Origin of the sequence: Shewanella sp. 4t3-1-2LB (assembly GCF_017368415.1) — a bacterium.
GTDB classification, from domain to species: Bacteria; Pseudomonadota; Gammaproteobacteria; order Enterobacterales; family Shewanellaceae; genus Shewanella; species Shewanella fodinae.
Genome location: NZ_JAFNJD010000055.1, coordinates 14172 through 27002 on the forward strand (window position 1 = coordinate 14172; position 12831 = coordinate 27002).

The following is a 12831-nucleotide window of genomic DNA, read 5'->3' on the forward strand; positions in this document are numbered from 1 at the left end:
TGGTGCGTTAAGGGCAGGGAATACGATATTGCAGACTGAGCGCTTCAAGTTCCGCTAATACTGCTTCTGACAGGGTCAGTTGTTGACTGTCGATATTTTCTTGCAACTGCTGGGTGCTGGTGGCACCAATAATATTGGCACCAACAAACGGCCGCGAATTTACCCAAGCCAGTGCCATCTGCGCCGGACTCAGCCCCAGTTTACGGGCCAGCGTCACATAGGCTTCGGTCGCCTGTTGCGCCTGTTCACTGCCCGTGTAACGGGAAAAACGTTTGAACAGAGTCAGACGTGCGCCTTCGGGCCACTGATTATCGAGATATTTACCGCTGAGCGTGCCAAATGCCAGTGGCGAGTATGCAAGTAACGGCAACTGTTCCCGATGACTGATTTCACTCATGCCAATCTCGAAACTGCGGTTTAGCAAGTTGTAGGGATTTTGTACCGTGATAATACGCGGCATGCCGTGTTTGTCTGCCAACTGCAGATACTTCATCAGGCCCCAAGGTGTCTCGTTAGAAACTCCAATGTAGCGTACCTTTCCAAGTCGGATGACTTCCGCTAAGGCTTCCAATGTCTTTAGAATTGGCGTCTGTGATTCCTTGGGTTGTTGCTGGTAATAGAGTTCACCGAAGAAGTTAGTATTGCGATGTGGCCAGTGGATCTGAAACAGATCGATGGTGTCAACACCAAGGCGTTGCAGTGAACAATCCACCGCTGCATGAATATTATCCCAATCCAATGCCATGTTTGGGCGGATATAATCACTGCGACCACCGGGGGCGGCAATTTTGGTCGCAATCACCAGCTTGTCACGGTTGCCACGGGATTTCAGATAGTTGCCTATGATGCGTTCGGTCTCACCTTGTGTTTCCGGCATTGGTGGCACTGGATACATTTCAGCGGTATCGATAAAGTTAATACCTTCACCGAGTGCCAGATCCAACTGGGCGAACGCTTCAGCCTGGGTGTTCTGTTGGCCCCAGGTCATGGTCCCTAGGCACAGCTTACTGACTTCTAGGTTGGAATTGGGAATACGCAAATATTCCATTGACTGCTCCCTTTGTTCCTGTTTACTAGCACGCTAGCAAGTTTTTCGTTAGCTGGACAGCCAATCTTTTTCGGGTGGCTGATTTTTAGTCAGATGTCCAGCAACATGGGAATTTCACAGGCATCATGGCCGGTATTACCCAGTGCTGAGGCCAATTGTTTGAAACCGAGTTTATGGTATAACCGTAGCGCTTCTGGCAACAGCTGTGTGGTTTCCAGATACATTTGCCGATAACCTGCCGCTTTGGCTTGTGTGATACAGTGCCGTGCAAGCTGTTCACCCAACCCCAATCCTCGGGCGGTGGGCAAAAAATACATCTTCTGTAGTTCGCAGATCTGTGCTTGTCCTGCGACTTTGCCTATGCCAGCGCCCCCCACAACAACGCCATCAATCTCTAATAACCAGTAACCGTATCCCGGTTGATGATATATAGCCGCGAGATTATCCAGTGTTGGGTCTGCCACACTATAACCTTTGTCTGCCGTCAGCCCATACTCGGCGGAAACTTCGCGGATAATGGCGGCAATAACCGCATTGTCGGCAGCTGTCAGTGGGCGAAATGTTGTGTTAGCCATCGTTTGCAGTCTCTTAGCCCTTACATGCAGTAAAGTTCGGGAAAACGCAGCGGTGCTGCTGCCATCACCAAGGCCGCCGTATAAGTACTTTCGCGGCTGGCGTGACCGTGGGTGAGTAGGCCAATTGCGCCTCCCGCCTGCTTGATATTTACCGTGTTGAACATACGGTCCATCACGTCTCCCAACTCCTGCCCCTGCTCCAGTGCTTGATAAACCCGAGTCGGCAAGGGCAGGTGGGCGCTGCGACTAAGACAAACTTGCTGCTGGTTGGCAATGGCGACCCAAGCATAGGTATACGCTTGTGCTGCCACGATGTCGACGCCACCTTCCATCGCCAGATAATAATCGGCTTGAGTATGGCTCCGACACCAGTTGACACGATTGATAGCGCCTTGACGAGTCGCAGCGTCAGTCATTGGCTGGTCCGCCACTCCTGAAGGGGCTTTTACGCCTTCGCAATGGATTTCGGCCTCTGGATGTAAGGTCGCAACGGCGGTTCTAGCGGCATTTATTTTTACTGGATTGGTAGAGCCAACCACTACACGAATAACTGTTTTCATAGACTCGGCTTTACAATTTCTTCAAACATCAGATAGTGGCTTTGTGCCATGCCTAGCGCATTATACGTCTGCTGTGCCCGTTGATTATCGTGCTCCACATACAAACGAAAGCTTGCAGCACCACCATCGGCAGCCGCTATCTGCTTTACCATTTGGTACAGTTGGCGGTAAATGCCTTGGCGACGACAGGCCGGTGTTACATAGACGCTCTGGATCCAGTAATAGTTCGCAGCACGCCAGTCACTCCATTCAAATGTCACCATCAATGACGCCACAATTTGTCCTTGCTGTTCGGCCACTAGGTAAAAGCCCCGTTGTGGCTCGTTGATCATGGTGGTCACACCACGAGTGAGTATCTCTGGATCAAGTAACAGACCTTCGGTTTCTTCAGCCATTGCCTGATTAAAGGCTACCAGTGCCGCAATATCTTCGCTGCGGCCCTTGCGGATATGCATAGGATCTCTCTTATCAGATTTTTCATCGGGGTGGCTGCACAATCTAACAGTGCCCCCAAAATGGTGCAAATAGCTTTATTTACAGAGTTGCTTAGTCAGAAAATTTATTAGACCAAAGTCTAATGCTGAATATAATAAAGCTGTTATTGAGCAATCCCCGGTCTCGGGTAATGTCGTCTCGTGTGGATCGGAGCAGTTTTATGGCAGATTTATCATCCCTCACATCAGTCTCTCGCGGTGCTAGGCATCGTTTGGCAGTCCATTTACTGCACTTTGTGCTCACTATGTTCACCCTCGGATTATGGGGCCCAGTTTGGTGGTGGTATGCCAATCGTCTTGCGGTGAAAACAGAGGGTTTCTTTCATCGTTTTGACAACGACTACTGGGATTACATTGTGGAGCGTGATGAGCCGCCTGCTGCACTGTATCCAATTCGCTTTGATCTGGCGGATGAAATCCATTTTGATGCCTGATACAAACCCGCCGTGGCGCTAGTTTTGTTACGGTGACACTGAAACATATATCTGTTATAGCTAAGTTGGCCTGAGAGTTTTATTGTTTTGAACAAACCATTCAGACGCTGTTCTCTGATTCTGTAAATTCAGCAACGTTTGATACATGTCACATCCCTGTAGTTAATTTCATAAAGCGTTGATGTTTTATTTATAAGACATTGTTATTTATAGATATTAAATATGTTGCTAAAGGTTCTATAAGTTACAAAAGTGCTTCTTAGTTTCGATTGAATCTACCCCCACTTTCCTATTTTTAGCCGTTGTTATACTCACCGCGAATTTAATCAGGACCGCAAATGAACTGGGAGCTACCTGAATAAACATCGGCAATTCGGCTAATTGAGCAGCCGCTTTGATCCACAGATTTTTAATTCCTGCTGGAGGGTGATTTTGAAAACTATAACCACTGATGTGGCGGTTGTCGGAGCGGGTGGTGCCGGTCTTCGTGCAGCAATCGCCGCGGCAGAAGCCAACCCTGAACTGAATATCGCACTGATATCTAAAGTTTACCCCATGCGTTCTCACACTGTCGCCGCCGAAGGCGGCTCTGCCGCCGTTATCAAAGAAGAAGACAGTCTCGATAACCACTTTAATGACACAGTGTCTGGTGGCGATTGGTTGTGCGAACAGGACGTGGTGGAATATTTCGTTGAAAATGCGACTCGCGAAATGACCCAATTAGAACTGTGGGGCTGCCCTTGGAGCCGCAAGCCTAATGGTGAAGTGAATGTGCGCCGTTTTGGTGGGATGAAAATCGAGCGTACCTGGTTCGCGGCCGATAAAACCGGTTTCCATATGTTGCACACGCTGTTTCAGACCTCAATGAAGTACCAGAGCATCGTTCGTTATGACGAGTACTTCATGCTGGATCTGGTGGTGGTTAACAATGAAGTACAAGGGGTCATCGCCCTGTCTATCGCCGAAGGCGAACTGGTGTGCTTCAAAGCAAAATCGGTGATCCTGGCAACCGGTGGTGCTGGTCGTGTGTATCACTTCAATACCAACGGTGGCATCGTGACGGGTGACGGTATGGCCATTGCCTATCGTCATGGTGTGGCGTTGCGAGACATGGAGTTTGTGCAGTATCACCCAACCGGCTTGCCTGGCACCGGCATCCTGATGACCGAAGGTTGCCGCGGTGAGGGCGGCATCATGGTCAACAAAAACGGTTATCGTTACCTGCAGGATTACGGCCTCGGCCCGGAAACACCAGTAGGTCAGCCGAAGAACAAATACATGGAACTGGGTCCTCGTGACAAGGTTTCTCAGGCGTTCTGGCATGAACAGCAGAAGGGCAACACCATCAAGCATCCGCTGGGTGATGTGGTGCATCTGGATCTGCGTCATCTGGGCGCTGATTACCTCAAAGAACGTTTGCCATTTATCTGTGAACTGGCCAAGGCCTATGTGAACGTTGATCCGGTTAATGAACCTATTCCTATTCGTCCCACTGCGCACTACACCATGGGTGGCCTAGAAACAGACCGCAACACGGAAACCAGTATTAAAGGTTTGTTCGCGGTCGGTGAGTGTTCCTCGGTGGGACTGCACGGTGCTAACCGTCTAGGCTCTAACTCACTGGCAGAGCTGGTGGTCTTTGGTCGTTTGGCGGGTGAAACTGCGGCGCAGCGTGCCGCCGAATTCCAGGGCTTCGATTTCCAGGCCATTGAACAACAGGCTGAAGCGGCTGAAGCCCGTGTTAACGCTTTGCTGGAGCAAAAAGGCACCGAAAACTGGTCAGATATCCGCACTGAAATGTGTAAGAGCATGGAAGCAGGCTGTGGGATCTACCGCGATGAAGCCGGTATGCAAGCCACCGTCGACAAGCTGGCCGAGCTGCACGAACGCTATAAGTGCATTCAGGTAACCGATAAGAGCAAGGTGTTCAACACCGATCTACTGTACGCCATTGAAGTGGGCTTTGGTCTGGATGTGGCAACTGCGATGGCCCATTCCGCGATTCAACGTCGTGAATCTCGCGGCGCTCATCAGCGCCTTGATGTGGGTTGCACCGAACGTAATGACCAAGATTTCCTGAAGCATTCACTGGCCTATTACCAAGACAGCAAAATCCCCACCATCAAGTACGGCGATGTGAAAATCACCAAGTCTCAACCTAAAGCTCGCCTGTATGGTGATGCCGCTAAACAACAGGAGAAAGCGTAATGGATAAGCTGCAGACAGTTAACGTCCTTCGCTACGATCCCGCGAAAGATGAAGAACCCTATCTGGAAACATTTAAAGTTCCGGCGAATGACACCACTTCAGTGCAGGATGCGCTGGCCTATATCAAGGATAATTTAGACAAATCCTTGTCCTACCGCTGGTCTTGCCGCATGGCGATCTGTGGTTCTTGTGGGGTAATGGTTAACAATGTACCGAAACTGGCCTGCAAGACCTTCCTGCGTGATTATCCAGAAGGTCTGACATTGGAGCCACTAGCAAACTTTGCCATTGAGAAAGATCTGGTGGTGGATAAAACCCCGTTCCTTGAACGTTTGGAAGCGATCAAGCCTTACATTATCGGCAACGATCGTAAGCCAGAAGATGGACCTAACCTGCAAACACCAGCACAGATGGCGAAATACAAACAGTTCGCGGGGTGCATCAACTGCGGTTTGTGTTACGCCGCATGTCCGCAGTTTGGGCTAAATCCAGAGTTCATCGGCCCAGCGGCCTTAACGCTGGCGCGCCGTTATAACCTGGACAGTCGTGACCACGGTAAAGCCGAGCGGATGAAGTTAATCAACGGTAAAGACGGTGCCTGGGGTTGTACCTTTGTCGGTTATTGCTCCGAAGTTTGTCCTAAACACGTTGACCCGGCCGCTGCCGTTAACCAGAGCAAGGTGGAGTCTTCCAAAGACTTCCTGATCGCCATGCTGAGACCACAGGAGGCTTAACATGCAAAACCGTAAACCTTATGTTCGGCCCATTGCACGTACTTGGTATGCCGAAAACAATTTCTTCAGTTGGTATATGGTGCGTGAGTTAACTATTGTGCCGCTGATTATTTTTACGCTGAATTTGGCAGCCGGCCTGTTTGCGCTGGTCTCAGGGCCGAGTGCATTTAATGCTTGGGTGGCGTTTTCATCGCATCCGCTAATGCTGATTATCAATGTGCTGGCGCTGGTTGGCGCGTTGTATCACGCCAAAACGTTTTTCAGCATGATGCCCAAAGTTATGCCAATTAAAGTGGGTGACAAGAAAGTCTCCGATGGTACTGTCGTTGCCGTGCAATGGTTGTTGGTGCTGGTCGTGTCTGCCGTAGTTTTGGCACTGGTATAAGAGGAACAAAATTATGATGAATTATGCGCCTAAACGTTCTGATGAACCGATTTGGTGGGGATTGTTCGGTGCTGGTGGCACTTGGTTTGCCATCCTAACGCCAGTAACAGTGTTGTTGATGGGCATTTTGCTGCCGTTGCATGGTTTGGGGTTTATCGATCTTAGCTATGATAAGTTGATCAATTTTGTCAGTTCTCCCGTCGGTGCTGTTTTCACTGTGCTGACACTGGCGTTGCCCATGTGGCATGCCATGCACCGGGTTCATCACGGCTTGCATGATCTGCAAATCCATATCGGTACCGTGGGCAAATATGCCTGTTATGCCGTTGCTGCGGTAGTCACTCTGCTAGCGGTGATTTGGGTGGCTATGCTCGCTTGATTGTTGTGACAAACTCAGGGTGCCAAGGAGGCGGAATCTATCAACATTTCGTGACTAAGGCACCCTTGTTTGTTTATAAAAGCGGGTGCTTACATTATGCTTAAAACACTGGCTGCGTTACGGCTAATTCCCTACTCTACAGGATGATTTATGGCTGTATTATCGCGTTTTCATTTCCATAAGCCGATGAATTTCAAAAAGCACTTCATCACCAGTATTCTGCTGGCGATGGCGTGGATCATTACCATTATGGCCATTATGGTATTCCAGCTGTTGAAGTCCACCCACGATGAAAGTCTGAAGCAACGCGGGCTGGAAATGGCCAGCATTCTAGCGCGAGATCCCGTGGTAGTAGCCGCCGTGGAGCGCGCTAACCAAGAACCCGGTGTTTCCATTCGTTCCTATATTGAGAATTTGCGGGCAGAAACGGATGTCTCTTTTATTGTGGTGGTTAATCAAGATGCTATTCGCCTTAGCCATCCGGCTGCCAACAAAATTGGCAAAAAATTTGTCGGCGATGATCTGCAACCTGTGCTTAAGCAGGGGATTAAACAAAGCACCTATGCCGTGGGATCTCTGGGCCTGGCGATCCGCAGTTTTGCCCCGGTGGTGGTTGATGGCAAGGTGGTGGGCGCTGTCTGCGTTGGTATTTTGAAAGGGGAAGTTAGCCATCTGTTCATTGAGCGACACGCTCATCTGCTGTTACTGGTACTGCTGGTCCTAGTTATCACGGTCATATTAATTGTGGTGGTGCTGTCTAAACTGAAACGCACCATGCAGGATTTGGAGCCAGAACTGGTGGTTAATCGACTGATGGAACATGACCGTATCTTTAACGCTATCCGCGATCCTATTATTTCCATTGATAATCATTTTTTGATAACTGCCATCAACAATATTGCCACCAAAATTTTGGCGATGGGCAGTATGGGTAAGCAGGATTACCTTGGGCAGCCGTTGTCGCGCTTCTCTTCAGCACTAGATAAGATCGCTAGAGCCGGACATGGACAGGCATATTCTGGCAGTTTGCGACTCGGAAAATTGGACTATCGAGTGTGTATTTACCCGCTGCAAACCGCTCAAGAACAACATGGCTATGTGATTTTCTTCCTCGCGGATATGGAACTGAATGATCTCAGGAAAGAACTGATTTACTACAAAAATTATGCCGAATTGCTGCGCAGCAAAACCCATGAATACTCAAATAAACTCAATGTATTATCCGGCATGTTACAGCTCAAACACTATGATGATGCGATAGAGTTCATCGATCGCGAGAGCAAAGGCCATCAGCATATTATCGGCAATCTGGTGCGTTCAATACAAAACAGTCTGGTGGCGTCACTGCTGCTTGCCAAATACAACAAAGCGACCGAGATGGGCGTTAAGTACGAATTAGACGATGATAATATTCTGCAGGATTATAGTAAGCTGGTGTCAGAAAAACTGGCGACTATACTGGGTAATCTCATTGATAATGCGATCCTTGCGGCCTGGAATAATCGACAAAATGCGGCACCGGCAGTTCATGTTTATGTCAGCGATCGCAGTCAACATGTTATTCTTGAAGTACAGGATACCGGCGCTGGTGTTGCATCGGAAATCGCTGAGCATATTCTCGATTTTGGTGTCACCAGCAAAGAGGAACAGGAGCAGACGGGTGTGGGCTTATACCTGGTTAACGAACTGGTAAAACAGTTCCGCGGCAGTATTGACTGGGAACGCACCGAGGACCATGCCACCCTGTTCTCCATCTATATCGATAAGAGCGAAATCAAGCGCTATGAAGCAGAAAGTCACTACCATGATTATTGAGGACGATCCGCGGGCCAGTTATGCCCTGGAATCGACCATTAACCAGCACTCGGATTTTGAGGTGGTAGCCGTTAGCGAAACCTGCGCCGATGCATTGATGCACTTCGAACTATACAAGCCGCAACTGGTGTTTGTGGACATTACCTTACCCGATGGTAACGGCATTGATGTGATCCAGAAACTGCGCCGCGATGGTGCTAACTGTTATTTCATCATGACCACTGCGGAACGCGATGCTTCAACCGTGGAACAGGCGGTACAACTGGGGATCAGTGACTATTTGGTGAAGCCGTTGCGGATGTCTCGGGTGCGGCAAGCGCTGGATGATTACAAGCTGTATCGACAGAAACTCGCGACCCATGAGACCGTGGATCAAGGTGCTATCGATCAGATCCTGGGAAAACGCAGTACCACGCCGGTACGGCGTACCCCTAAGGGCATCGATGTCACCACTCTGGATAGTCTGAAGAAAATCCTGAAAGAGGAGAAGCTCACCGATTTCTCTGTGGATGACATGAGTGAGCGCATGAATGTCAGTCGTATCACGGTACGCCGTTATCTGGAATATCTGGAATCTGAAGGCGTGGTGAAAATGGTACTTAACTATAAGACCGGTGGTCGGCCGCGACGCTTGTATCAGTTAACGGATATTAATCTGCTGGATTGATGATTTGTATGCAGAATTGAACACTGAACCCCACACAACTGTGGGGTTTTTTATGGTTTGCCTATCGTCGACTTTCGCTGGCGTCCACCATCTGAAACGGTTGCGCTTAATCATCTCTAGACTATTGATGCTGAAGGGCTTTTTCAGGGCGCGAGATGGCGGCTTATCTGGTGGTTGATAGTGTGACGTGATGTCTTTATGAGGTGTTTAATGGCGGGGCGACGAGGGAGGATGTAAAAAAGGACAGCCTATATTCCATTACAGGCCGTCCTTATTGCTAACTCGCCGCTGACAAGGAACACATAAAATTGGCGGCGTATGAATGCCTGATCAGGCGTTCATTTCAGCAATTTTGATTTTCCAGATCTCAGGACCAGTTTCGTGGACATTATTACCTTCGCTGTCCACCGCGACGGTCACAGGCATATCTTCAACGTCAAACTCGTAGATAGCTTCCATCCCCAGGTCGGCGAAAGCGACAGTACGGGCGGCTTTGATAGCTTTCGCTACCAGATAAGCTGCACCACCCACGGCCATCAGATATACCGCCTTATTCTTCTTGATAGACGCTACTGTCGCCGGGCCACGTTCAGCTTTACCTATCATGCCCATCAGGCCCGCCTGTTCCAGCATCATGTCGGAGAACTTGTCCATGCGGGTGGAGGTTGTTGGGCCCGCAGGGCCAACCACTTCATCACCAACGGCATCCACTGGGCCAACGTAGTAAATAAAGCGATTCTGGAAATCTACCGGGAAAGATTCACCTTTTGCCAGCATGTCCTGAATACGTTTATGAGCAGCGTCACGACCGGTGAGGATTTTGCCTGACAGCAGCACGGTTTCACCGGCTTTCCATGCAGCAACATCCTCTTTTTTCAGTTCGTTAACGTTAACACGGCGTACGTTGTTGCCCACTTCCCAGGTCACTTCTGGCCAGTCTGCCAGTTTTGGAGGTGTCAGTGTGGCTGGGCCATTACCGTCCAAAGTGAAGTGCACGTGACGAGTGGCGGCGCAGTTCGGGATGATACACACCGGCTTGGACGCCGCGTGAGTTGGCGCGGTCTTGATTTTCACGTCGACAACGGTAGTCACACCGCCCAGCCCTTGAGCACCAATACCGAGTTTGTTGACGCGGTCGAAGATGTCCAGACGCAGTTTTTCTTCAGCCGTTTCGGCACCTTTCGCCTGTAATTCATGAATATCAACCGGTTCCATCAAGGCTTCTTTGGCCATCAGCGCCGCTTTTTCGGCAGTACCACCGATACCAATCCCCAGCATACCTGGAGGACACCAGCCAGCGCCCATCAGCGGTACGGTTTTTTCTACCCAAGCGGCGATATCATCAGAGGGGTTCAGCATCACCATCTTAGTTTTATTTTCAGAACCACCACCTTTGGCAGCGATCATGATGTCAACTTTATCACCCGCTACCATTTCCACATGCACTACCGCTGGTGCGTTAGTTTTGGTGTTTTTACGGGCGCCCGCTGGATCTGCAACGACAGACTGACGCAGTGGGTTAACGGAACTGTTATAAGCACGTTTGGTGCCTTCATCGACCATCTGTTGAACGGTCATATCGCTGTCCCACTGGACATTCATACCGATCTTCACGAAACAGGTCACAATACCGGTATCTTGACAGATTGGACGATGGCCTTCGGCCGCCATACGAGAGTTGATCAGGATCTGCGCAATCGCATCTTTGGCAGCCTGGCTTTTTTCCGCATGGTAGGCTTTCTCCATCGCTTTGACGAAATCCAGCGGATGGTAGTAAGAGATATACTGCAGTGCGTCTTCAATACTATCGATGAAGTCCGCTTTTTTGATAATAGTCATGGCGTTCCCTTTGCTGTTATCAATGAAATACGGGCGTTAGCTCTTGAGTAACGCCCGTTGGTGATTAATAAAGACCGATTACTTTCCACCAGATCCCGCCAACAACGGCCCAGATGACCAGTTGCAGCAGACCCATGATGAAGCCCAGGCTCCACCATTTAGGTAGAGATACGTGACCAGCACCGAACAGAATTGGGGCTGGGCCAGTACCGTAGTGAGTGACACCGCCCATCAGGTTGGAGATCACCCCGAAGATAATGGCTGACATCAACCCAGGGGCACCCATTTGCACCGCAACTGCCAGAAATACCGAGTACAGCGCGGCAACATGTGCGGTAGAAGAAGCAAAAGCGTAGTGGATGTAATAATACAGCAGTGCCAGTGCCAGCAGTGCCACTGGCCAGTCAAGTCCGGTGAGGTTGGCGGCGATACTGCTACCAAACCATTTGATCAGCCCCAGCTTGTTAAGGAAGGTGGCCATCATGACCAGTGCTGAGAACCAAGTCAGGGTATTCCAAGCACCTTTCTCTTTCAGTACATCGTCCCAACTCAGAACATTGGCGTTTACCAGCAGGATTAAACCGATCATGGCGGCTGTTGTGCCATTTAGGCCGAAAGACGGCCCGGCAATCCACAGCCCAATTAAGGCGATGAAAGTTCCGAGAGTTACCCACTCAGACATTTTCATCTTGCCCATTTCTGCTAGCGCCTTAGCGGCAATCTGCGGTGCTTGTGGGGTTGCAGTAATGGTAGGTTTATTCAGCACATAAGCGAATAATGGCATCAGTAGCAGACCAACAATCCCGGGCACAATCGCTGCCAGCGCCCATTGGCCCCAACTGATTTCAATCCCCATATCGGCGGCGAGTTTGGCAGCTAGTGGGTTGGCGGCCATGCCGGTCAGGAACATCGCGCCAGTAATGGTGGTACCGTGAAATACGGTGGTCATTAGGAAGCTACCAAGCTTACCGGATGTGCCGTCTTCTGCGCGGGAGCCATAAGCATCGGCCACTGAATTCGCCAATGGGAATACGATGCCGCCAGTACGTGCCGTGTTAGAAGGGATTGCAGGTGCCAGGATAAAATCTGTCATCAGCAAGCCATATGACAGGGTTAGCGTACGTTTCCCCATCAAGCGCATAAAAATGTAACCAATACGGGCCCCAAGTCCGCTTTTAATGAACGCTCTGGAAATAAAGAACGCCATTACAATCAGCCAGATAGTAGTATTAGAGAAACCTGTCATGGCTTCTTTAATGGATAAGGTTCCGGTGACTGCGGTAGCTGTGATACCGCAGATAGCCACGGCACCCATAGGGATAGGTTCTAGGATCAGCCCCAGCACAGTGGCAACGAAGATTGCCAGTAGATGCCAGGCCTTAGGATCAACACTGGCAGGCGCTGGCGTCAGCCAGATGCCGACGGCTACTGCCAGAATGACCAGCCATGAGATGATTTTTTTATTCATGGTAAGCACCAATTTTAATTAATAGGAATTATTGCGTTTAACTTGGTTTAAATTACTTTTACCAGGTGTTATTACCTGAGCTGCGGGAATAACATTAACTGAAATTCAGATTAAAATTGGCGAGGGGAATTCATATGTAACTTTGTTTGTTTTTTGCCATTTAACTCGTTTTGTAACTTATTTTTGCTTATGTAAGATACGTTTTATAATTATAATATATTGATA

General features: G+C 49.5%; 13 protein-coding genes. 7 read left to right on the forward strand and 6 right to left on the reverse strand.

Going from position 1 to position 12831, the window contains the following annotated elements; all coding sequences use genetic code 11:
* Positions 1 to 7: 7 nt before the first annotated feature.
* The 4 genes from J3L11_RS16910 to J3L11_RS16925 all read right to left on the reverse strand — a co-directional run bounded on the left by J3L11_RS16910 (position 8) and on the right by J3L11_RS16925 (position 2638).
* Positions 8 to 1048, reverse strand: coding sequence for an NADP(H)-dependent aldo-keto reductase (locus J3L11_RS16910; RefSeq protein ID WP_207571732.1), 1041 nt, complete (start codon positions 1046 to 1048; stop codon positions 8 to 10).
* An 89-nt stretch (positions 1049 to 1137) separates the two neighbouring features.
* Positions 1138 to 1623, reverse strand: a complete 486-nt coding sequence (locus J3L11_RS16915) for a GNAT family N-acetyltransferase (protein WP_207571733.1) — start codon at positions 1621 to 1623, stop codon at positions 1138 to 1140.
* 20 nt (positions 1624 to 1643) lie between these two features.
* Positions 1644 to 2183, reverse strand: a complete 540-nt coding sequence (gene yjjX, locus J3L11_RS16920; RefSeq protein ID WP_207571734.1) for an inosine/xanthosine triphosphatase — start codon at positions 2181 to 2183, stop codon at positions 1644 to 1646.
* On the reverse strand, positions 2180 to 2638 hold the full coding sequence (locus J3L11_RS16925) for a GNAT family N-acetyltransferase (RefSeq protein WP_189618194.1): 459 nt from the start codon (positions 2636 to 2638) through the stop codon (positions 2180 to 2182). The genes yjjX and J3L11_RS16925 overlap by 4 nt, the downstream gene beginning before the upstream one ends.
* Before the next feature lie 200 nt (positions 2639 to 2838).
* On the opposite strand from J3L11_RS16925, the gene J3L11_RS16930 reads away from it, so the two are divergent.
* The 7 genes from J3L11_RS16930 to J3L11_RS16960 all read left to right on the forward strand — a co-directional run bounded on the left by J3L11_RS16930 (position 2839) and on the right by J3L11_RS16960 (position 9299).
* Positions 2839 to 3111 (forward strand): hypothetical protein, encoded by a 273-nt coding sequence (locus J3L11_RS16930; RefSeq protein ID WP_207571735.1) that lies wholly within the window; start codon positions 2839 to 2841, stop codon positions 3109 to 3111.
* A gap of 432 nt (positions 3112 to 3543) precedes the next feature.
* Positions 3544 to 5319, forward strand: coding sequence for a fumarate reductase (quinol) flavoprotein subunit (frdA, locus tag J3L11_RS16935; RefSeq protein ID WP_207571736.1), 1776 nt, complete (start codon positions 3544 to 3546; stop codon positions 5317 to 5319).
* Entirely contained in the window at positions 5319 to 6053 is a 735-nt protein-coding gene (locus J3L11_RS16940) for a succinate dehydrogenase/fumarate reductase iron-sulfur subunit (RefSeq protein ID WP_207571737.1), read from the forward strand. Before frdA ends, J3L11_RS16940 begins: the two co-directional genes overlap by 1 nt.
* Position 6054: 1 nt before the next feature.
* Complete coding sequence (gene frdC / locus J3L11_RS16945; RefSeq protein ID WP_133037825.1) at positions 6055 to 6438, forward strand: fumarate reductase subunit FrdC; 384 nt, start codon at positions 6055 to 6057, stop codon at positions 6436 to 6438.
* A 13-nt stretch (positions 6439 to 6451) separates the two neighbouring features.
* Positions 6452 to 6817 (forward strand): fumarate reductase subunit FrdD, encoded by a 366-nt coding sequence (gene frdD / locus J3L11_RS16950; protein WP_207571738.1) that lies wholly within the window; start codon positions 6452 to 6454, stop codon positions 6815 to 6817.
* Between the two features lie 150 nt (positions 6818 to 6967).
* Positions 6968 to 8632: a sensor histidine kinase gene (locus J3L11_RS16955; RefSeq protein WP_207571739.1), complete on the forward strand. Its 1665-nt coding sequence runs from the start codon at positions 6968 to 6970 to the stop codon at positions 8630 to 8632.
* Positions 8601 to 9299, forward strand: a complete 699-nt coding sequence (locus tag J3L11_RS16960) for a response regulator (RefSeq protein ID WP_229800048.1) — start codon at positions 8601 to 8603, stop codon at positions 9297 to 9299. The genes J3L11_RS16955 and J3L11_RS16960 overlap by 32 nt, the downstream gene beginning before the upstream one ends.
* 330 nt (positions 9300 to 9629) lie before the next feature.
* Here J3L11_RS16960 and J3L11_RS16965 read toward each other — a convergent pair whose 3' ends face one another.
* Both J3L11_RS16965 and J3L11_RS16970 read right to left on the reverse strand, forming a co-directional pair.
* Entirely contained in the window at positions 9630 to 11138 is a 1509-nt protein-coding gene (locus tag J3L11_RS16965; RefSeq protein ID WP_133037822.1) for a fumarate hydratase, read from the reverse strand.
* A gap of 64 nt (positions 11139 to 11202) precedes the next feature.
* Positions 11203 to 12606 (reverse strand): anion permease, encoded by a 1404-nt coding sequence (locus J3L11_RS16970; RefSeq protein ID WP_207571740.1) that lies wholly within the window; start codon positions 12604 to 12606, stop codon positions 11203 to 11205.
* Positions 12607 to 12831: the final 225 nt, after the last annotated feature.